The organism is Sinorhizobium numidicum, assembly GCF_029892045.1.
Classification (GTDB): domain Bacteria; phylum Pseudomonadota; class Alphaproteobacteria; order Rhizobiales; family Rhizobiaceae; genus Sinorhizobium; species Sinorhizobium numidicum.
This window is the reverse complement of record NZ_CP120367.1, coordinates 1,913,230-1,935,011: the sequence shown is the minus strand read 5'-3', so window position 1 is coordinate 1,935,011 and position 21,782 is coordinate 1,913,230. Positions and strand designations below refer to the sequence as shown.

Genomic DNA, 21,782 nt, shown 5'->3' with positions numbered 1-21,782 from the left:
CGATCACTCCGCAGCTATCGGTTCGGCAGCCGCAAGGCTCGCCTCTTTGTCGTTTCGGGCGGCCTCGCGATAGGCTCTGCGCCGGCTGAGATATTGCTGCGCGGTGCCGACGACGCCCTTTGGCAGGAAGAGTGTGACGAGCACGAACAGCCCGCCGAGTGCGAACAGCCAGAATTCCGGAAACGCGGCGGTGAAGATGCTCTTGCCGCCATTGACGAGAATGGCGCCGATGATCGGGCCGATCAGCGTGCCGCGACCGCCAACCGCCGTCCAGATCACCACCTCGATCGAGTTGCCGGGTTCGAACTCGCCGGGATTGATGATGCCGACCTGCGGCACATAGAGGGCGCCAGCGACGCCGGCCATCATCGCCGAGACGGTGAAGGCGAAGAGCTTCATGTGCTCGACGCGGTAACCGAGGAAGCGGGTGCGACTTTCTGCGTCGCGAAGCGCAACCAGCACCTTTCCGAACTTCGAGCGCACGATGCCGGATGCGATGACCAGCGCGGCGGCAAGTGCCAATGCGGAGGCTGCAAAGAGAGCCGCACGTGTGCCGTCCGCGTGGATGTTGAACCCGAGAATATCCTTGAAATCCGTCAGGCCGTTGTTGCCGCCGAAGCCCATGTCGTTACGAAAGAAGGCGAGCAGCAGTGCGTAGGTCATCGCCTGGGTGATGATCGACAGATAGACGCCATTGACGCGGGAACGAAAAGCGAACCAGCCGAAGACGAAGGCGAGCAGCCCCGGCGCCAGCACGACCATCAGCGCCGCGAACCAGAACATGTCGAAACCGTACCAGAACCAGGGGAGTTCCTTCCAGTTGAGGAAGACCATGAAATCCGGCAGCAGCGGGTTGCCGTAGGAGCCGCGCGCGCCGATCTGGCGCATCAGGTACATGCCCATCGCGTAACCGCCGAGAGCGAAGAAGGCGGCGTGTCCGAGCGATAGGATACCGCAGAAACCCCAGACGAGATCGAGCGACAACGCTAGAAGCGCATAGGTCAGATACTTGCCGAAAAGTGAGACCAGATAGGTTGGCACATGCAGAGCATCGTCCGGCGCCGTCAGCAGGTTCAGCGCCGGAATGACGAGCGCGAACCCCAGCAGGATCGCCACAGCGACGACGATGGTTCGGTCTGCAGATTTGATGAGAAACGAGGTGATCATGCTTCCACCGCCCGACCCTTGAGTGCAAACAGCCCGCGCGGCCGCTTCTGGATGAAGAGGATGATCAACACGAGAACGAGGATCTTGCCGAGGACGGCTCCGGCATAGGGTTCGATGAACTTGTTGAGAATGCCGAGCGTGAAAGCGCCCACAAGTGTACCCCAGAGATTGCCGACACCGCCGAAGACGACGACCATGAAGCTATCGATGATGTAGCCTTGACCGAGGTTCGGCGAGACATTGTCGATCTGCGAAAGCGCGACGCCCGCCATGCCTGCAATGCCTGAGCCAAGCGCGAAGGTCAGCGCGTCGACCAAGGGTGTGCGGATGCCCATGGAGGAAGCCATGCGCCGGTTCTGCGTCACCGCTCGCATCTGGAGACCCATCGGCGTCTTCTTCAGCAGGAAGAGAAGGGCGGCAAAGACGGCGAGCGCGAAGACGATGATCCAGAGACGGTTCCAGGTGACCGTCAGCCCGCCCAGTTCAAAAGCGCCGGACATCCACGACGGATTGCCGACTTCGCGGTTGGTCGGGCCGAAGATCGTGCGGACCGCTTGCTGCAGGATCAGCGATATGCCCCACGTGGCGAGCAGCGTCTCGAGCGGACGGCCATAAAGGAAGCGGATAACGCCCCGTTCGATCACCAGACCGACGGCCCCCGTCACGAGAAAGGCGAGCGGCAGGGCGATCGCCAGAGACCAATCGAAAAGCGCCGGAAAGGAGTTGCGTACGACCTCCTGAACCAGAAAGGTCGTATAAGCACCGAGCATGACCATTTCGCCGTGCGCCATGTTGATGATGCCCATAACCCCGAACGTAATGGCAAGGCCGATCGCCGCGAGAAGCAGCACCGAGCCGAGGGACAGGCCGTACCAGACGTTCTGTCCGGCGGCCCAGAGCGCCTGCGTTTGCTCGATGCTCGCAAGTGCCGCCTCGATATCCGGCTTCAAGCTCTCGTCCGCGGAGACGATGGCGGCCGAGAGAATGGACAGCGCGTCGCGCCCGCCACTTTCCTTCAGTGTTTGAATCGCCTTTTTCTTCTCCTCGACCGGCCGGTCTGAGATGAGCAACGTCGTGGCACGCGCCTGTTCGAGCAGCGCCCGGACAGCAGCATCTTTCTCTGAGCCGAGGGCGTTCTCGATCGCGCCGAGCGCTTCCGCACTGGGCGATTGCAGAACCGATTGCACGGCTTTGAGGCGCGCGTTGCGATCCGGGCTCAACAGCGTCAGGCTGCCGAGCGCCGTTCGCACGGCGCGGCGTACGCTGTTGTTCACCTTGATCTTTTGAAACGCCACCTTCGGCGCTTCGCCGGCGCTTTCGCCGGAAACCGGGTCGGTGAGCGTCAGAGCCGATCCGCTTTCTTCCGTCAGAAATACCTGGCCGTCGGCCCTGCGGGCATAGAGATCGCCTTCACCGAGCGCTTCGAGGATTGCCAGGACCTTCGGATCACCGTTTTTTGCCAATGCGCCGATGTGCTCGTCCATGTCGGACAATTTTGCTGTCCCGAGCGCATTCACCAGTTCGCGCAGCCCTTCTTCGGCCCGAAGCCCTGCGACCGGGATCACGGTGAAGAGAAACAAGGCGACAAGTACGGTTTGCAGGATGCGGTGCATTTGCCCTCTCGCTCGATTCGTGTCGCCTGAACTCGCCCCATGCCGCGCGGGCAAGCTCCGCCAGCGGCCGGATTTAAGCAGGCACGTCGGTTTCTCGGCGTCATCCCCGCATTTCGGCTGCAAGTCCCTCCGCCCGAAGGACGCTTCCGGACGGAGGGTATTTCGATCTACTGGTTAGTCATGAAAAATGTCGCTGAGGAAACGGCCCTACCGTGGCCGTTTCCGAGAACAATGTTTTCGTGATGAAAATCATGAACCCTTGCCGCCGCATTTTCCGGTGGCGACGTTGAAGTTGCCGCAGGACATCGGCGCCCGCCAATCGGCGATCAGATCTTTCGAGTCCGGCAGGTAGTCCGACCATTCGTCGCCGACGACGAGGCCGGGCGTTTCCCAAACCGTCTCGAACTGACCATCCGCCTGGATTTCGCCGATGAGCACCGGCTTGGTGATGTGGTGATTCGGCATCATGGTGGAATAGCCACCCGAGAGGTTCGGCACCGAAATACCGACCATGGCGTCGAGCACCGCGTCGGTGTCGGTAGTGCCCGCCTTTTCAACAGCCTTCAGCCACATGTTGAAGCCGATATAGTGGGCTTCCATCGGATCGTTGGTCACCCGCTTGTCGTTCTTGGTGTAGGCCTTCCAGGTCTTGATGAACTCGGCATTCGCCGGATTGTCGACCGACTGGAAATAGTTCCAGGCCGCCAGATGGCCGACCAGCGGGCCGGTATCGAGGCCAGCAAGCTCTTCCTCGCCGACGGAGAAGGCGACGACCGGAATGTCCTCGGCCTTGATGCCCTGGTTGGCGAGCTCTTTGTAGAAGGGCACGTTGGCGTCACCGTTGACGGTGGAGACTACCGCCGTCTTCTTGCCGGCCGAGCCGAACTTCTTGACGTCGGAGACGATGGTCTGCCAGTCGGAATGGCCGAAAGGCGTATAGTTGATCATGATGTCCTCGGGCTTGACGCCCTTGGAGATCAGGTAGGCCTCGAGGATCTTGTTGGTCGTGCGCGGATAGACGTAGTCGGTGCCGGCGAGCACCCAGCGCTCGACCTCTTCGTTTTCCATCAGATAATCGACGGCAGGGATCGCCTGCTGGTTCGGAGCGGCGCCCGTGTAGAAGACGTTGCGCTGGCTTTCCTCACCCTCGTACTGGACCGGATAGAAGAGGATCGAGTTCAGTTCCTCAAAAACCGGCAGTACGGATTTGCGGGAAACCGACGTCCAGCAGCCAAAAACGGCCGAGACCTTGTCGGCGGAAACCAGCTCGCGCGCCTTTTCGGCAAAGAGCGGCCAGTCCGAGGCGGGGTCGACGACGACCGCTTCAAGCTTTTTGCCGAGCAGGCCGCCCTTTTTGTTCTGCTCATCGATCAGCATGAGCATGGCGTCTTTCAGCGTCGTCTCGGAGATCGCCATGGTTCCGGAAAGCGAATGAAGAATGCCGACCTTGATCGTGTCATCGGCGGCGAAGACGCCGTTGAACGCCGTCGTCGAAAGGACGGCAGCGAGGAATGCGCCGCTGACGCTTGTCCTGATATTCATCTCAATGAACCCCTCTAGTTCTGGTCGCGCAACGTGGTGCTCGTTCTCGTTAGCCGTTGCTTGGAGCGGGATAGGAAAGTGTGAAGCGGTTTTCCGCCCATCCCGCTCCCATTCCCGGACGCGATCATCCGACAGGGGCGCTGCAGTGCACATACGTCATTTTGCGTAGATCACGGGGGGAAGAAGGAAGCTTCCGCCGCAATGCAGCAATTTCGTGTACCGGTCATCTGTGTTACGAAAGGGAGACTGGCGTCTTCCCGGCCGGCAATGCGAGACACGCGAGGCAACATGGCGGCACGCCAGCGCATCATTCCCGTCAGGCGAGAATACAATCGCTGGGTCGCCAACCAGACGCTCGAAGACTATGCCTTGCGCTTCACCGCAAAAAGCGCGCGGCGCTTTTCCTCCGAGCGCATCTCGCAGACCGCGATCGGCGCGATCTCCTTCCTGGCGCTGGAAGCGATCGGTGGCGCCATCACCATGTCCTACGGCACGACCAATGCGATCGTCGCCATCCTCGTCGCCAGCGTGATGATCCTTCTCGTCGGCCTGCCGATCAGCCGCTATGCCATCCGCCACGGCGTCGATATCGACCTTCTGACGCGCGGTGCCAGCTTCGGCTATATCGGCTCGACGATCACGTCGCTGATCTATGCGAGCTTCACCTTCATCCTCTTCGCGATCGAAGCGTCGATCATGTCCGGCGCGCTGGAACTCGCGCTCGGCATACCGCTTTGGATCGGCTACATCGTCAGCGCCGTCGTGGTGATTCCGCTGGTAACGCACGGCGTGCGGCTGATCAGCAAGTTCCAACTGATGACGCAACCCTTCTGGATCGTCCTCAACATCCTGCCCTTCGCCTTTATTGCGCTTGCCGATTGGGAAAAGGTCGGGCTCTGGCTCGCCTATGCAGGCATCCACCATGCCTCCGGCCCCACAGGCACGATTGCTCCCTTCGATCTCGTCGAGTTCGGCGCGGCTTCCGCGGTGATCTTCGCGCTGATGGCACAGATCGGCGAACAGGTGGACTTCCTCCGCTTCCTGCCGCCAGACGGCCAACGCAAGCTCCACCACCGCATTGCCATCTTTTTGGCCGGATCCGGATGGGTGATCGTCGGCGCACCGAAGCTGCTTGCCGGCTCCTTTCTCGTCGTGCTGGCGCTCAGCGCCGGCGTGCCTTCAACCAGGGCCGCCGATCCGGCGCAGATGTACTACACCGCCTTCGGCTACATCTTTCCGTCGGACACAGCCGCTCTGCTCCTGATGGCCGCCTTCGTCGTCGTCTCGCAGTTGAAGATCAACGTGATGAACGCCTATGCCGGGTCGCTCGCGTGGTCGAACTTTTTCTCGCGGCTGACGCACAGCCATCCCGGCCGCGTCATCTGGCTGGTCTTCAACGTGGCGATCGCCCTCCTCCTGATGGAGCTTGGCATCTATCGCCTGCTTGAGGAGACGCTCGGCATCTTCTCGATCATCGCCATGGCCTGGCTCTGCACGATCTCCGCCGACCTCTTCGTCAACAAGCCGCTCGGCCTGTCGCCGCCGGGCATCGAGTTCAAGCGCGCCCATCTCTACGACATCAATCCTGTCGGCCTCGGCACCATGGGCGTATCGGCAATCCTGGCGCTTACCGCGCATTTCGGCGCCATGGGTGCCATTGCCGCCTCGCTCGCGCCCTATATCGCGCTCGTTGCGGCCTTCATCGCCTCGCCGCTGATTGCCTGGTGGACGGAGGGAAAATTCTATCTGGCGCGCAAACCGCGCAAGAGCTGGTTTCGTCAAAGTGAGATTACCTGCTCCATCTGCGAGCACCCATTCGAGCCGGAAGACATGGCCTGGTGCCCGGCCTACGCCGCGCCGATCTGCTCGCTCTGCTGTTCGCTCGACAGCCGCTGTCACGATATGTGCAAGCCGAAGGCGCGGCTGAACACGCAGATTGCCACGGTCGCCAAGACGTTGCTGCCTGAAGCAATTACAACGAAGCTCGCAACCAGGCTCGGGCGCTATGCAATTTCAGCGGTCCTGTCGATCACCGGCATCGGCATCATCCTCGCGATGATCGCGCATCAGACGACCGCCGCTTCGCCGGAGACCGCCGCCGTCGTCGAGCGGACGGTCGCAATCGTCTTCTTCGTCTTCGCCATCTTCGCCGGGATCGTCTCATGGTTCTACGTGCTCGCTCATGACAGCCGAGTCGTCGCCGAGGAAGAATCCTCCCGCCAAAACACACTGCTGCTCAAAGAGATTGCCGCTCACAAGCGGACGGATGCAGCCTTGCAGAACGCCAAGGAGGCGGCGGAAGCGGCCAACCGCGCAAAGAGCCGCTATGTCGTCGGCCTCAGCCACGAATTGCGAACGCCGCTCAACGCCGTGCTCGGCTACGCGCAGATCCTAGAGCGAGACGAGACGATTCCGCCCTCCCGGCAAGGCGCCATCAAGGTGATCAAGCGCAGTGCCGATCACCTCTCCGGGCTGATCGACGGGCTGCTCGACATTTCCAAGATCGAGGCCGGTAAGCTGCAGGTCTATTCCAACGAGATCAACATTCACGATTTCCTCGATCAGATCGTCGACATGTTCCGGCCGCAGGCGCAGGCCAAGGGGCTCGCCTTCGAGCACAACCGCGCGCCATCGCTGCCGCAATATGTGCGCACCGACGAGAAGCGGCTTCGGCAGATCCTCGTGAACCTGCTCTCGAACGCGCTGAAATTCACTGAGCAGGGCTGCATCCGTTTCGACATCGCCTATCGCAGTCAGGTGGCGACCTTCACCATCGAAGACAGCGGCCGCGGCATCAGCGACAAGGATCTGCCGCGGATCTTCGACCCGTTTCAGCGCGGCGCGGCGGAGCATCGTATGCCTGGGCTCGGCCTCGGCTTGACCATCACACGTCTGCTGACGCAGACGCTCGGCGGTGAAATCTCCGTTACCAGCGAAAAGGATAAGGGCACCGCCTTCAAGGTCCGGTTGATGCTCTCGGCAGTCGACCGGCCGGCGGCGATCAATGACCCGGTGCGAAGGATCAAATCCTACAAGGGGCCGCGCCGTACCATTGTCGTGGTGGACGACAACGAAGACCACCGAGATCTCATGCGCGAGGTGTTGGTACCGCTCGAGTTCGTCGTGCTGACGGCGGCAAGCGGCGCGGAATGCCTGGCGCTGCTCGAAGCTAGCCGGCCCGACTTGTTCCTGATCGACATCTCCATGCCGGGGATGAACGGCTGGGAGCTGGTTACAAAGCTCAGGGAAAGCGGCCAAACCGCGCCGGCGATCATATTGTCGGCCAATATCGGCGACGGGTCTGCGGCGGGGGCGACCGGCCACAGCGACACGCTCGCCAAGCCTTTCGGCGTGCGCCAGCTTGCGGACAAGCTGGCGATTCATCTCGGTCTCGAATGGATCCATGAAGGCGACGTCAAAGGCGCCAGCGCCAATAACGACCCTGTAACCAGTCCTGGAAATCACCACGTCGAAGAATTGATCCGGCTCGGCGAAATCGGCTACGTCAGAGGCATCGAGTCGAAGCTGACGGAGATTGCCCTGAAACCGGAGAACCAGGCCTTCGCTGAAGCCGTGCGCGCCTATGTCCGGGCCTTCGACCTTACGGGCTACGACGCCTTCCTCAAAGGGCTGGCAGCAGAGGAGGCGAGTACCCGTGTCTGAGACTGTAAATCCGCGCGACATTGTCCTGCTGGTCGACGACTCGCCAGAGGCACTGGGCTTCCTGACGGAGGCGCTGGAGCAGTCAGGCTTTTCCGTGCTGATCGCCACCTCGGGCAATGCGGCGCTCAACATCGCCGACCGCATCACTCCCGACATCATCCTGCTCGATGCCGTCATGCCGGGGATGGATGGGTTTGAAACCTGTGCCCGGCTCAAGATAAGTGCCTCGGTGGCCCAGGTTCCCGTGATCTTCATGACCGGGCTCACGGAAACCGAACATGTCGTGCGCGCGCTCGAGGCGGGCGGCGTCGACTATCTTACCAAACCGATCAATATCGACGAACTCAGGGCGCGGATCCGGGTCCATCTCTCCAATGCCCGCTCTGCGCAGAGCGCAAGGGTCGCACTCGACGCGGCGGGCCGGCATCTCGTGGCCGTGCGCGGCGACGGCACCGTCCGCTGGTCAACGCCGCAGGCGACCCGCCTCGTCAATGCCGCCACCGGAACTGACGATGGTCTTTCGGTCGTCACCGGGCGCATCTCCGAATGGATGCAGCAGCAAGAGCGCAGAGGATCGGCACGGGAAGATACCTTCACGCTGCACCAGGCGGGACAATCCAGCCTGCAGATATCATACCTGGGCGCAATCGGTGCCAACGAATATCTCTTCCGCCTGACGGCCGAGAACGGCATGAGTGACGATGAGGTGTTGCGGCAGCATTTCCTGCTGACACAGCGCGAATCCGAGGTGCTGCTGTGGATCGCCAAGGGCAAGTCCAACCGCGATATCGGCGAGATTCTCGGCCTCAGTTCCCGAACGGTCACCAAACATCTCGAGCAGATTTACGTGAAGCTCGGCGTCGAAAACCGTGCCTCCGCCGCCGTCAAGGCGACGCAGGTGCTACACGGAATCTGATGGCCTTCGAGAGCAAACCATTTCGGCGTGGTCGAAAAAAAGCGCGGTCTGGAAACCAGACCGCGCCAAATCGCACTTGTCGTGCGGTCCTGCCCTGGGAGGCAAGTTATTCGGCGGGCTGAACAGCCGCCGGAATGGGCTCTTCCCGCCCCGCGCCGCCGAGCACGGCAGAGAACCGAGCCTGATCCAGTTCGCCCTCCCACTTCGCCACCACGACCGTAGCGACGGCATTGCCGACGAAGTTGGTGAGCGCCCGGCATTCCGACATGAAACGGTCGATGCCGAGGATCAGGGCCATGCCGGCGACTGGCACGGCGGGAACGACGGAAAGCGTCGCTGCAAGCGTGATGAAACCGGCGCCGGTGATGCCCGCAGCCCCCTTCGAACTCAGCATCGCCACGAGCAGCAGCAGGATCTGGTCGCCGAAAGAGAGCTGAATGTCGGTCGCCTGCGCAATGAAGAGCGCAGCGAGCCTCATGTAGATGTTCGTGCCGTCGAGGTTGAAGGAATAGCCAGTCGGAATGACGAGGCCTACGACCGAACGTTTGCAGCCCGCCTTCTCCATCTTGCTCATGAGGCCCGGGAGAGCCGCTTCCGAAGACGACGTTCCAAGGACGAGCAGCAGCTCCTCCTTAATGTAGCGAATGAGCGCGACGATCGAGAAGCCGTTGTAGCGCGCGACGGCGCCGAGCACGACGAAGACGAAGAGGAAGGAGGTGAGATAGAAGGTCCCGATCAGCATCGCGAGGTTGGCGATCGAAGCGATACCGTACTTGCCGATGGTGAAAGCCATGGCGCCGAAGGCACCGATCGGCGCCGCCTTCATCAGGATCGCCACCAGCCGGAAGATCGGCGCGGTCAAAGCCTGCAGGAAATCGACGACCGGTTCGCCCTTCTTGCCGACCATCGCCAGCGCGATGCCGAAGAGGACCGAAATGAACAGCACCTGCAATATATCGCCATCGGCGAAGGCGCTGATCAGCGTCGTCGGAATGATGTTCATCACGAAGCCGGTGATCGATTGCTCATGCGCCTTCTCGGTATAGGTGGTAACCGCCTTCATATCCAGCGATGCCGGATCGATATGCATCCCGGCGCCCGGCTGTACGACATTGGCTACGATCAGGCCCACGATGAGAGCGAGCGTAGAGAAAGTCAGGAAATAGATCATCGCCTTGCCGGCGACGCGCCCGACCTTGGCAAGATCGGTCATGCCGGCAATGCCGGTCGCGACGGTCAGAAAGATGACCGGCGCGATGATCATCTTGACGAGTTTGATGAAGGCATCGCCAAGCGGCTTCAATTCGGTGCCGACATCGGGATAGAAATGTCCGAGCAGAATGCCCGCGGCGATCGCCGCCAGGACCTGCACATAGAGGTGCCGATAAAGGGGTGTCTTGCCGCGGACTTCCGCGGAATGTTCTGCGATCATGATATCCTCCACGCGGGGCCCAGTCCGGCAGTTTGCCGGGCCTCCCAGGCCACTTTTCCGAAGACCGACAGCAGCGGCTGTCATGTGGAGGGAATTGCAACGCCCGTGCCAGTTCGCGGCCGCATCAGCAACCGATTGAATGTACTTACTTTTATAAATTCGCCCCCACTCTCCTCACGTCTCCATGTGCGAGAATCCGCACAGTGCGACTGGCTTACTGGGCGAAAACATGCACAATATCGCAATGACCACACATGCTCTGGACACAATCAATCTAGGCGAGCTTCACCGCCGGGCGCAGCGATCCTGGTTGTTTTTCACCGTCATCGCCGTTGGACTTCTGGTGGTCAGCTTTCTCGTGGCCGGCGAATATGGCCGGGCAAAAGCGCTCGGTGCCTTGGCCGATCAGAGCCGCATCGACGTCAGCCTGAAAGCATCGCTGCTGCGTGCGGTTATTGAAAGGCAACGCGCACTACCACTGGTTCTCGCCGACGACACGGCCATTCGCGAGGCACTCATATCGGCGGACGGACGATCGCTGGACCAGATCAACCGTAAGCTCGAAAGTCTCGCCGCCAGCGCCGAAGCGGCCGTCGTCTATCTGATCGGGCGGGACGGGGTCGCGGTCGCCGCCAGCAATTGGCGCGAGCCGACGAGTTTCGTCGGCAACGATTACGCGTTCCGGGACTATTTCCGGCTGGCGCTGCGCGACGGCAAGGCTGAACATTTCGCTATGGGAACGGTCAGCAGGCGCCCCGGACTCTATATCTCCCGACGGATCGATGGGCCCGACGGGCCGCTCGGGGTCATCGTCGCCAAGCTCGAATTCGACGGCGTCGAAGCCGATTGGCGCGCCTCCGGCAAGCCGGCCTATGTCACGGACCGTCGCGGCATCGTGCTCATCGCCAGCCTGCCGTCCTGGCGGTTCATGACGACGGAGCCCATCCCCGAGGATCGGGCGGCCGAAATCCGCGAAAGCTTGCAATTCGGCGACGCGCCCCTGCTGCCCCTTCCCTTCCGCCAACTGGAAGCGATGGCCGACGGCTCGACCATTCTTGACGTTCTGCTCCCAGGCAGCAGTCCCGAAGCGTTTCTGCGGGTCGAAACGATGGTGCCGTCCACCAATTGGCGTCTCGAACAATTGTCGCCAATCGAAACGGCCCTGTCGGCCGGCGCACGCGAAGCGCGACTCTTGATGCTCGCGGTGCTGGTGCCGCTCCTGGCTTTGTTGGCATTTCTCCTGCGCCGGCGGCAGATGATCGCGACGCGGTCAGCGGCAGAGAGGCTGGCGCGAAACGAACTGGAGGCAAGGGTCGAGGAAAGGACGCGCGACCTCCGAATGGCGCGCGATAGTCTCGAGATCGAAATCGCCGATCATCGGCAGACGACCGAAAAGCTGCAGGCCGTCCAGCAGGATCTCGTGCAGGCCAACCGGCTGGCGATCCTCGGCCAGGTCGCAGCCGGCGTCGCCCATGAAATCAACCAGCCCGTCGCCACAATCCGCGCCTATGCGGACAATGCCCGCACCTTCTTGGATCGCGGCCAGAGCGCGACCGCTGCCGACAACCTTACCAGCATCGCGGAACTCACCGAGCGGGTGGGCGCGATCACCGACGAGCTACGCCGCTTCGCGCGCAAGGGCCACTTCGCTGCCGAACCGACGGCGATGAAGGACGTGATAGAGGGAGCGCTGCTTCTTCTGCGCAGCCGCTTTGCCGGGCGCATGGATACGATCAAACTCTCCCTGCCGCCCGATGAATTGAAGGCGCTCGGCAATCGAATTCGACTGGAACAGGTGCTGATCAATCTGCTCCAGAATGCGCTCGAAGCGCTCGGTGACGGACCGGATGGAGTAGTTCGCGTCGATTGCGCGGAGACAGCCGGCGGCGTCACCCTGACGGTTGCCGACAACGGCCCAGGCATCCCAACCGAGATTCGGGACGAACTTTTCACGCCTTTCAACACGTCGAAGGAAGAGGGGCTCGGCCTCGGATTGGCAATTTCGAAGGAGATTGTCTCCGATTACGGCGGCACCATCGAAGTCGACAGCGGCCCGTCCGGAACCACATTCACCGTCCATTTGCAGAAGGCTTGAGCATGAACCGCGCATCAAACGTGTTCCTGATCGATGACGACCGCGACCTGCGCAAGGCGATGCAGCAGACACTGGAGCTCGCCGGCTTCACGGTCTCGCCCTTCGCGAGTGCAACCGAAGCACTCGCGGCGCTCCGCCCCGACTTCGCCGGCATCGTCGTCAGCGACATCCGCATGCCGGGCTTGGACGGCCTCGCCTTCTTCCGCAAAGTCGCCGCGCTCGACCCGGACCTTCCCGTCATTCTGGTGACCGGACACGGCGACATACCGATGGCCGTACAGGCCATTCAGGACGGGGTCTACGACTTCATCGCCAAGCCGTTTGCCGCCGACCGCCTCGTTCAAAGCGCGCGGCGCGCGGAGGAGAAACGCCGCCTCGTGATGGAAAACCGCGCGCTTCGGCGCGCGGCGGAGAGTGCTTCCGAAAGCCTGCCACTAATCGGCCAGACCGCCGTAATGGAACGGCTGCGTCAGACGCTGAGGCACATCGCCGATACCGACGTCGACGTGCTGGTCGCCGGCGAGACCGGCAGCGGCAAGGAGGTGGTCGCAACGCTGCTGCACCAATGGAGCCGGCGCAGGGACGGCAATTTCGTCGCGCTCAATTGCGGCGCGCTCCCTGAAACGGTGATCGAGAGCGAGCTCTTCGGTCATGAGCCCGGCGCCTTCACCGGGGCGACCAAGAAGCGGATCGGCCGGATCGAGCATGCAAGCGGCGGCACGCTGTTCTTGGACGAGATCGAGGCGATGCCGCCGGCAACCCAGGTGAAGATGCTGCGGGTGCTTGAGGCACGCGAGATCACGCCGCTCGGCACCAACGCCGTCCGGCCGGTCGACATTCGCGTCGTGGCGGCGGCCAAGGTCGATCTCGGCGATCCGGCGGAGCGCGGCGATTTTCGCGAAGACCTCTACTACCGCCTCAATGTCGTGACGCTGTCGATCCCGCCCTTACGTGAGCGCCGTGGAGACATCCCGCTTCTCTTCTCGCATTTCCTCGCCCGTGCCTCAGAACGCTTCGGTCGGGAGGTGCCAACAATCTCGGCAACGGTCCGCGATCACCTGATGTCGCACCCCTGGCCCGGCAATGTGCGCGAGCTCTCGCATTTCGCCGAACGGGTGGCGCTTGGGGTCGAGGGCGATCCGGGCAAGCCCGCCAGTCCCCCCGCTGCTACAGGGGGCACTTTGCCGGAAAGGCTGGAGCGCTACGAGGCAGCAATCCTGAAAGAGACGCTGACGGCGCATCGCGGCGACGTCAAGGAGACCCTGGAGGCACTCGGCATTCCCCGCAAGACCTTTTATGACAAGCTGCAGCGCCACGGCATCAACCGGGCGGAGTATGTGGGGCGCGCTGCCTCGGCGAAGGATGGTGAAGACTAGACCGCCGGATTGTGCAGGTAATTTCAGGTAGTCGAGGGGGCGATTGCCCCTCGCCCTCTCCCCGCGAGCGGGGCGAGGGGTTGAATTCGCCGCGCGCCGCTCTCGCGTCAAGCGCGCGCTGAGGGGGCGAAAACAGCGCCGCTTGGCGCCTTCGCCCCGCCTTGCTGGAGAAGGTGGTCGGCGGGCCGGATGAAGGGCACCCTGCCGGAGACGTCGCTGGCCGCACAGGCCTAGACTAGGACTAGGTCGTAGACTCACCAAGCGCGCAGCCACAGCCGCATTGAGGCGAGTTGGACCATGGCGAGGACGTTGGCAGCAAGCTTGTCCTAGTGGGTGGCGACGCGGCGGAAATGCTTCAGCTTGAAAGCCGCCAGTCGTCTTTCGCCCACGTGCCAACGTCGGAGACTGCTGCCGCTGATCCTGAAAGTTACCACTCTTAGCAGTCCGTCGGGTTAGTCGCGCGACTATGCGGGAACGTATATTAGCCTAATCACGTCCCCGCCAATTCGATCGCTCGCCACGAGGCGCAGCGGCGGCCGCGGACCGGCGAAGAACGGCTTGCCGTGACCAAGCACGACGGGATGAAGGTACAGTCGATATTCATCGACAAGACCAAGGTCGGTCAGGCTTCGCGCTAGCTCTGGTCCGGCAACTTCAATCTCCCCATTCAGTTGAGCCTTCAGCCCGCGTATCGCCGCCTCAATGTCGTCCTCAACGAGAGTGGCGTTCGGGCCGACGGACTTCAACGAGCGCGACACGACCCACTTCGGTTGGCTCCGCCACGCCGCCGCGTAGTCGCGTTCCTCCGCGTCCCACTCAGAACGATCTTCGTCCCAATACCGCATCACCTCGTACATGCGGCGACCGTACACGCTGCCGGCTAGGCCGCGCACATCGTCGATGAAATGACGAAAGAGCGCGGGATCGGGCGCAAATTCCATGTGGTCGACATACCCATCCAGGGACTGGTTCAAGGCGTAGACGAGCTTCGCCATGCTGCAGGATCTCCTCCCAAGTTCCTCAAAAAGGCTTGAGCCGATGCTACGCAGAAATGAAGTTGGTTACAATCTGGCCGCCGCTTCGTTGGTGAGACCAATAACAGAGCTCCGCTTTCCAGCCTGTACGCACAAAGCAGACCGTCCCCTAACCACCCACTTTCGGTCATTCCCGATTTATGGGTTCACGGCCTAGCGATCTATGGTTCGTTCCCCGAGATGCGGCCGCACGCGTGCGGGACCGACCGGCCCGATTGGCACTCTCGGCAGCGGTGTCTTGGTCACAATGCCGTCGGCGATGACGAGCACGCTGTGATAGAATTCCTCGCCGCTTGCGGTTTTCGGAGGCGTGGCGTCGTGCATGACGCTCAACACCGTTGCACCGGGCAAGTTGTCGCGGATCGCCTGGTGAAACGTAACCGTCGCCTCGCTGTCGAGGGCGCTTGTGGGTTCGTCGAGGAACAGGAGCCCCGGGCGCTGCAGGAGGATTCGCGCGAGAACGAGCTTCTGCTTCTGACCGCCGGAGAGAAGCCGGTCCCAGCTTTGATTGTCCCGGCCTTCCTCGGCGAGATCGCCCACGAAATCCGCAAGGCCGGCTTTGCTGAGCGCTGCCGCGGCCTTAGCGTCCGAATGGACTTCGACGGGATCGGGCAGGCAGACCAGTTCCTTCAGCGGTACGGTCGGCAGCTTCACGTCCTGCGCGGCATAGAAGGTCCGCATGTTCCTGGGCCGCACGATGGTGCCACGGCCATGCGCCCAAAGGCCGTTGATCGCCTTGAGCAGGGAGGACTTGCCGGTGCCGGATTCGCCGACGAGGAGGGTCCATTCGCCACGGTCGAACTGGAGGTTCCCAGCCGTGACGAAGGGATCATCGTCGCCCGTGTGCATCAACTCCAGATGCCGGATGGTCAAACCGAGCTGAGGATCCTGCTCGGCATAGCGCAGCTCGGCGTGACCGGTGCGGGCATAGAAATCGCGGGGCTGTTGCACGTCCTCGATCGCCGTTGCAAGATCGGTTACGCGGCGTGCGTTCGCCCTTAGCGTCGCAATGTCCGGCATGACCTGTATGAACCACGAACAATCGGTAATGATCGCGTTGGCGAGCTCGGCGCCGGTGACGTAGGCCTGCAGGCTGATCCTGTTCTCGACATAGGGAAGGAGTCCGGGCGCGTAGGCTACGATCCGCGAGCCGAAGAAGTTGTAGACGAGCTGAAATCCCATATAGATCGCCGTGAGGATGTTGAGCCTCGCCCAGGTGCGGTCGACGTCGCGATAGCGCCGCCTGTGGATGCCCTTCTGCGCTTCCTCGGCGCGGGAGGCCGCGACGTGGAAACTGCGGTGGAGGAGCGTGGTCAGCTCGCGGCGGTAGCTGCCTTCGGCCCATTGCATTCTGACATCCAGCCTTTGCTGGATCGCTCCCAGCTTCGCCGCTACAAACGTATTGAAAGGGACGTAGGCGACGACCGCTGCAAGCGTTAGACAGGCGCTGGCGTAGCTGCCGAGGAACTCGAGGCCGCTGACCTCGGTCGACGTTTCGATAATCCTGCCGCCGACGAAGAAGAGCGACAGGATCACGCCGGCGATCCCCATGGCGAGACCGATGGCGCCGCCAGTCAGGCCTTTGATCGATTCCTGGACGCGCTGATCGATATTGTCCGGTACTCCAACCGCAGACGGGATGGCCTCTGCGGCGCCATGCTGCAGATGAAGATGCGTGTGATTGCGATCGAGTAGCGCGTCGTTAAAACGCCGATCGAGCCACGCGCGCCACTTGCGATGGAGGCTCGTTGAGAAGAAGTGGCGAACCGCCGTGAAACCGACTTCCCTGACCACGACGATCGCGGCCAATGTTGCCGCGCTTGCCAGAAGGGACCTGAGCGTCGTCGGGTTTTCTGGATGGTGAAGAAAGGCGATTGCCCCGACAAGTTCGCCCGACGCCTCGGCGAACCAGACGCTGGCCATTGCTAACAAAGCCGTAAGTACGATGATGATCGCCGCGAGGCCCCAGGCCTCCTTCCACCTCTCGGAGAGCCAGTAGGCAAACATCAAACCCCAGAAGCTGCGCATCGAGGAAACGGGGGTAGACTGCGGCTGCTTTTTTCCCCAATTGCGGCTCCACCAGTGCAAGGCTTTCTCCCGAGTGCGCTACCAGATCAGCGACATCCCTGACCGGGACCGACTGACGATGCCGTGCCGGGACGCTCTGATTGCGATCAACTCCTTGTAAAGATAGCCGTTGCGCGTTCATCTCTCAACTGAGCGGGAGCCTTTGCCGTCCCCGATGCTACCGCAGAAACCAAAATCACTCTTGACGCCACGCCCATAACGGTGACTATTTGCGTCCATTCACCAGGGGGGTCCCGGCAAGGGGCTGAGATACTGCTGTTGTGCGCAGTGACCCGTTGAACCTGATCCAGTTCATACTGGCGTAGGGACGGTGCGGACGTACAAAGCCAAGATTCTGTGTTTTCGCGGAATTTGCCGGCACAGCGTCTTTTCATCCTTCCGGCTTCAGAACTGGGTCTCCAATGTCAAATTTTGGAGCCTCACGATGAACGTTATAAAGCCTCTCTCCACCACGCCTTCCGTCACGCAAGGGCCGCTTCCGGCATCCCGCAAGGTACATCAGGCCGGCGAGATCCATCCCGAGATCCGCGTGCCGATGCGTGAGATCGCGCTGCATCCGACTTCCGGCGAGCCGCCGGTCACCGTCTATGATTCCTCCGGTCCTTTCACGCTCGACGGCGCTGATATCCGCATTGATGCAGGATTGCCGCGCCTTCGCCACGAATGGATCCTCAAACGCGGCGATGTCGAAAGTTACCAGGGACGCAGCGTCAAGGCGGAGGACAACGGCTTTGCGACCGGCGAAAGGCTGACACCCGAATTTCCCGTGCGCCACCACCCGCTCCGGGCGAAGTCCGGACAGGCCGTGACGCAGCTCGCCTATGCCCGGGCCGGCATTGTCACGCCGGAGATGGAGTTCATCGCCATCCGCGAAAACCTCGGCCGCAAGGCCGCGAAAGAGCCGCTCAAGCGCGACGGCGATAGCTTCGGCGCGTCGGTTCCCGATTTCGTCACGCCGGAATTCGTCCGCCAGGAAGTCGCGGCAGGCCGGGCGATCATTCCGGCCAACATCAACCATCCGGAATCCGAGCCGATGATCATCGGCCGCAATTTCCTGGTGAAGATCAATGCCAATATCGGCAATTCCGCCGTCACGTCGTCGATGACCGAGGAAGTCGAGAAGATGGTCTGGGCGACACGTTGGGGCGCCGACACGGTCATGGACCTTTCGACCGGCCGCAACATTCACAATATTCGCGAGTGGATCATCCGCAACTCGCCGGTGCCGATCGGCACGGTTCCGCTCTATCAGGCGCTGGAAAAGGTAAACGGCATCGCCGAGGACCTCACCTGGGAAGTTTATCGCGACACGCTTGTCGAGCAGGCCGAACAGGGGGTGGACTATTTCACCATCCATGCCGGCGTGCGGCTGCACTATATCCCGCTCACCGTCGATCGCGTCACCGGCATCGTCTCGCGCGGCGGCTCGATCATGGCGAAATGGTGCCTGCATCACCACCGCGAAAGCTTCCTCTACGAGCATTTCGAAGAGATCTGCGATATCTGCCGAGCCTATGACGTTTCCTTCTCGCTCGGCGACGGCCTGCGGCCCGGCTCGATCGCCGACGCCAACGACGCGGCGCAGTTTGCCGAGCTCGAGACGCTCGGCGAACTGACGAAGATCGCCTGGGCGAAGGACTGCCAGGTGATGATCGAGGGCCCCGGCCATGTGCCGATGCACAAGATCAAGGAGAACATGGACAAGCAGCTCGCCGTCTGCGGCGAGGCACCCTTCTACACGCTCGGGCCGCTGACGACCGACATCGCGCCCGGTTACGACCACATCACCTCCGGCATCGGCGCGGCGATGATCGGCTGGTTCGGCACCGCCATGCTCTGCTACGTCACGCCGAAGGAGCATTTGGGGCTGCCCGACCGCAACGACGTCAAGACCGGCGTCATCACCTACAAGATCGCGGCACATGCCGCCGATCTCGCCAAGGGACATCCGGCCGCCCGCATTCGCGATGACGCTCTTTCCCGCGCCCGCTTCGAATTCCGCTGGGAGGACCAGTTCAACCTGTCGCTCGATCCGGAAACGGCCCGCAATTTCCACGATGAAACGCTGCCGAAGGAAGCGCACAAGGTCGCGCATTTTTGCTCGATGTGCGGACCAAAATTCTGCTCGATGCGGATCTCCCACGACATACGCGCCGAGGCTCAGAAGGAGGGGCTCGAAGCCATGGCAGCGAAGTATCGCGAAGGCGGCGATCTTTACATGCCGGTCGGGGACGGTGCCGCCCCGCCCGCCGGAGAATGAGATGCGCGTGCTGATCAAGGGGGCCGGCGTCGCCGGCCTCACGACGGCCTATGCGCTCGCCGGGCGCGGCGCGAAGGTCACAGTTTCGGAACGCTCACCCGGTTTTGTGGACGCCGCATCCTGGTATGCGGGCGGAATGCTCGCCCCCTGGTGCGAGCGGGAAAGCGCCGACGAGACCGTCCTCACCCGCGGCATCGGCGCCGCGGACTGGTGGGAGGCTGCCCTTCCGAAGGGCCATGTGCTTCGCAATGGGACGCTCGTCGTCGCGCCGCCGCGAGACCGCGGCGAACTCAGGCGCTTCGCCTCCCGCACATCGGGCTTCCGCTGGCTCGACGCCGAGGAGATCAGGTTGCTCGAGCCGGCGCTCGCTGGCCGGTTCCGAGAAGCGCTGTTCTTTGCCGAGGAAGCGCACCTCGATCCGCGCCGGGCGCTTTTGACGCTAAAACGGACGCTTGAGGCAAAAGGCGTCGTCTTCGGCGGCGATGATGTGCATGAAAGCGATTTCGGCCTGACGGTTGATTGCACCGGCGCCGCCAAGATCGGCGAAGTCAAAGAGCTTCGCGGCGTTCGCGGCGAAATGCTCTACCTCCAGACGCACGAGGTTATACTTTCCCGCCCGGTGCGCATGCTGCATCCGCGTATCCCGCTCTATATCGTCCCGCGCGGCGGTGGCCTCTTCCTGTGCGGCGCGACCATGATCGAGAGCGACGACGGCGGTCCGATCACCGCCCGCTCGCTGATGGAGCTTCTGAACGCCGCCTATGCCCTCCACCCTGCATTTGCCGAGGCGCGTCTCGTCGAGACGGGCGCGGGCGTGCGCCCCGCCTATGCCGACAATCTGCCGCAGGTCAGCCGCGGGGATAACACCGTCACCGTCAACGGCCTCTATCGCCATGGCTTCCTCCTATCGCCCGCCGTGGCCGAAGAGGTCGCGACCTTGGCCTTTGGCGCCCTAAAACAAGGAGGATTTGTCCGATGAAGCTCACCGTCAATGGCGAGGAGCATGACCTCGCAGCCCCCACCCTTGCCGACCTGCTCGCGCTCCTCGAGTTCGAAGGCGACTGGCTGGCAACGGCCGTCAACGGCGAACTCATCGCCCGGGCCGACCGCGCCAGTCACGAGCTGAGGGATCGAGACCGCGTCGAGGTTCTGTCGCCGATGCAGGGAGGTTGAGTCATGCCGGTATTCTATGGAACCGAGATCCGATCGCGGCTGCTGCTCGGAACCGCGCGCTACCCCTCACCGGAAGTACTCACGGAGGCGGTACGGCGGTCGGGCACCGACATCGTGACCGTTTCACTTCGCCGCGAGGCGGCGGGCGGCCGCCAGGGCGGCGCGTTCTTCGAGTTGATCCGTGAACTCGGCGTACACGTGCTGCCGAACACGGCCGGCTGCCATTCCGTATCCGAGGCCGTGCTGACGGCAAAGATGGCGCGCGAGGTCTTCGCCACCGACTGGATCAAGCTGGAAGTGATCGGCCATCACGATACGCTGCAGCCCGACGTCTTCGGCCTCGTCGAAGCAGCGGGTATTCTCGCTGGCGAAGGCTTCAATGTGTTCCCCTATACGACCGACGACCTCGTCGTCGCCGAACGGCTGCTCGAAGCGGGTTGCCAGGTGTTGATGCCCTGGTGCGCGCCAATCGGCAGCGCCATGGGTCCCCAGAACATGCCGGCACTTCGTGCCATGCGCGCGCATTTTCCCGATGTGCCGCTGATCGTCGACGCTGGCATCGGCCGGCCGTCGCACGCGTCAGCCGTGATGGAGCTCGGCTTCGACGCCGTACTCCTCAACACGGCCGTCGCCGGCGCGGCGGACCCTGCCGCCATGGCCGCGGCTTTCGCCAAGACGATCGACGCCGGACACGCGGCCTATCACGCGGGCATCTTGGAGCCGCGCGACATGGCCGTTCCCTCCACGCCCATCATCGGAAAGGCGGTCTTCACGTGAAGCTCGATCCCTTCTATCTCATCGTCGACAGCGCCGCCTGGATCGAACGGCTCGTGCCACTCGGCGTGAAACTGGTGCAGCTCAGGATCAAGAACCGGAGTGACGAGGAGATCCGCAGTGAAATCCGTATCGCCAAGGCGATCTGCGCGGCCTATCACTGCCAACTCATCGTCAACGACTATTGGCTGCTCGCGATAGAGGAAGGCTGCGATTTCGTGCATCTCGGCCAAGAGGACCTCGCCGCGGCCGATCTCGCGGCGATCCGCACCGCCGGGCTCAAACTCGGGGTCAGCACCCATGACGAAACGGAACTACAAACAGCGCTCGCCGCGGAGCCGGACTATGTGGCTCTCGGCCCGATCTACCCGACCATCCTCAAGAAGATGAAATGGGCGCCGCAGGGGCTGGCACGGATATCCGCCTGGCGCGAGCGCGGCGGGAAGATGCCGCTCGTGGCGATCGGCGGGCTGAACATTGAGCGTCTGGAGGGGGTCTTCGCCCACGGTGCGAACAGCGCGGCGGTGGTCACGGACATCACGCTGAATGTCGATCCCGAGGCGAGAACGAGGGAATGGATCGGCAAAACGCGCGCGTGGCGATAGGGGCGGTAGTTGCCTGCTGACGCCACCCTAACCCTCCCCGCAGG

The 21,782-nt window shown here is 62.4% G+C and carries 15 protein-coding genes, 1 pseudogene and 1 riboswitch; of the genes and pseudogenes, 9 read left to right on the top strand and 7 right to left on the bottom strand.

The genetic code is table 11. The features are described from left to right. Positions 1–3: 3 nt before the first annotated feature. The 3 genes from urtC to urtA form a co-directional block, all read right to left on the bottom strand. Positions 4–1,167 carry an urea ABC transporter permease subunit UrtC gene (gene urtC / locus PYH37_RS09140; protein ID WP_280731096.1) on the bottom strand — a complete coding sequence of 388 codons (1,164 nt, stop codon included), beginning with the start codon at positions 1,165–1,167 and terminating at the stop codon, positions 4–6. Beyond that, a complete protein-coding gene (urtB, locus tag PYH37_RS09135) occupies positions 1,164–2,780 on the bottom strand; it encodes an urea ABC transporter permease subunit UrtB (protein ID WP_280731095.1) in 1,617 nt (538 codons plus the stop codon). The genes urtC and urtB overlap by 4 nt, the downstream gene beginning before the upstream one ends. Positions 2,781–3,029: 249 nt before the next feature. Beyond that, entirely contained in the window at positions 3,030–4,322 is a 1,293-nt protein-coding gene (urtA, locus tag PYH37_RS09130; protein ID WP_280731094.1) for an urea ABC transporter substrate-binding protein, read from the bottom strand. Positions 4,323–4,610: 288 nt separating this feature from the next. Here urtA and PYH37_RS09125 point away from each other — a divergent pair, with 288 nt between their 5' ends. Both PYH37_RS09125 and PYH37_RS09120 read left to right on the top strand, forming a co-directional pair. Continuing rightward, entirely contained in the window at positions 4,611–7,985 is a 3,375-nt protein-coding gene (locus PYH37_RS09125; RefSeq protein ID WP_280731092.1) for a hybrid sensor histidine kinase/response regulator, read from the top strand. Then, complete coding sequence (locus tag PYH37_RS09120; RefSeq protein WP_280731090.1) at positions 7,978–8,901, top strand: response regulator transcription factor; 924 nt, start codon at positions 7,978–7,980, stop codon at positions 8,899–8,901. Before PYH37_RS09125 ends, PYH37_RS09120 begins: the two co-directional genes overlap by 8 nt. Positions 8,902–9,007: 106 nt before the next feature. Here the strand turns inward: PYH37_RS09120 and PYH37_RS09115 are convergent, their stop codons facing one another. Beyond that, on the bottom strand, positions 9,008–10,333 hold the full coding sequence (locus tag PYH37_RS09115; RefSeq protein WP_280736678.1) for a dicarboxylate/amino acid:cation symporter: 1,326 nt from the start codon (positions 10,331–10,333) through the stop codon (positions 9,008–9,010). 229 nt (positions 10,334–10,562) lie between these two features. On the opposite strand from PYH37_RS09115, the gene PYH37_RS09110 reads away from it, so the two are divergent. After that, on the top strand, positions 10,563–12,428 hold the full coding sequence (locus tag PYH37_RS09110; protein WP_425336053.1) for a sensor histidine kinase: 1,866 nt from the start codon (positions 10,563–10,565) through the stop codon (positions 12,426–12,428). A 2-nt stretch (positions 12,429–12,430) separates the two neighbouring features. Then, the gene (locus tag PYH37_RS09105; RefSeq protein WP_280731088.1) at positions 12,431–13,804 is read left to right on the top strand and encodes a sigma-54-dependent transcriptional regulator; all 1,374 of its coding nucleotides are present in this window, start codon (positions 12,431–12,433) and stop codon (positions 13,802–13,804) included. Between the two features lie 254 nt (positions 13,805–14,058). Here the strand turns inward: PYH37_RS09105 and PYH37_RS09100 are convergent. The 3 genes and pseudogenes from PYH37_RS09100 to PYH37_RS09090 all read right to left on the bottom strand — a co-directional run. After that, positions 14,059–14,166 (bottom strand): annotated as a pseudogene (locus PYH37_RS09100) (IS5/IS1182 family transposase); the annotation flags it as partial. Between the two features lie 102 nt (positions 14,167–14,268). Next, positions 14,269–14,799 (bottom strand): dihydrofolate reductase family protein, encoded by a 531-nt coding sequence (locus PYH37_RS09095; protein ID WP_280731087.1) that lies wholly within the window; start codon positions 14,797–14,799, stop codon positions 14,269–14,271. Positions 14,800–14,991: 192 nt separating this feature from the next. Further along, positions 14,992–16,866 carry an ABC transporter ATP-binding protein/permease gene (locus PYH37_RS09090; protein WP_280732458.1) on the bottom strand — a complete coding sequence of 625 codons (1,875 nt, stop codon included), beginning with the start codon at positions 16,864–16,866 and terminating at the stop codon, positions 14,992–14,994. Positions 16,867–17,140: 274 nt separating this feature from the next. After that, positions 17,141–17,252: riboswitch (TPP riboswitch) on the top strand. 98 nt (positions 17,253–17,350) lie between these two features. On the opposite strand from PYH37_RS09090, the gene thiC reads away from it, so the two are divergent. The 5 genes from thiC to PYH37_RS09065 are packed head-to-tail and all read left to right on the top strand — an operon-like array spanning position 17,351 to position 21,738. Continuing rightward, on the top strand, positions 17,351–19,186 hold the full coding sequence (gene thiC, locus PYH37_RS09085; protein WP_280731086.1) for a phosphomethylpyrimidine synthase ThiC: 1,836 nt from the start codon (positions 17,351–17,353) through the stop codon (positions 19,184–19,186). 1 nt (position 19,187) lies between these two features. After that, positions 19,188–20,165, top strand: a complete 978-nt coding sequence (gene thiO / locus PYH37_RS09080; RefSeq protein WP_280731085.1) for a glycine oxidase ThiO — start codon at positions 19,188–19,190, stop codon at positions 20,163–20,165. Continuing rightward, complete coding sequence (gene thiS, locus PYH37_RS09075) at positions 20,162–20,359, top strand: sulfur carrier protein ThiS (protein WP_280731084.1); 198 nt, start codon at positions 20,162–20,164, stop codon at positions 20,357–20,359. Before thiO ends, thiS begins: the two co-directional genes overlap by 4 nt. 3 nt (positions 20,360–20,362) lie before the next feature. Then, positions 20,363–21,136 (top strand): thiazole synthase, encoded by a 774-nt coding sequence (locus PYH37_RS09070; RefSeq protein WP_280731083.1) that lies wholly within the window; start codon positions 20,363–20,365, stop codon positions 21,134–21,136. Next, positions 21,133–21,738, top strand: coding sequence for a thiamine phosphate synthase (locus PYH37_RS09065; RefSeq protein WP_280731082.1), 606 nt, complete (start codon positions 21,133–21,135; stop codon positions 21,736–21,738). The genes PYH37_RS09070 and PYH37_RS09065 overlap by 4 nt, the downstream gene beginning before the upstream one ends. The last annotated feature ends 44 nt before the right edge of the window (positions 21,739–21,782 follow it).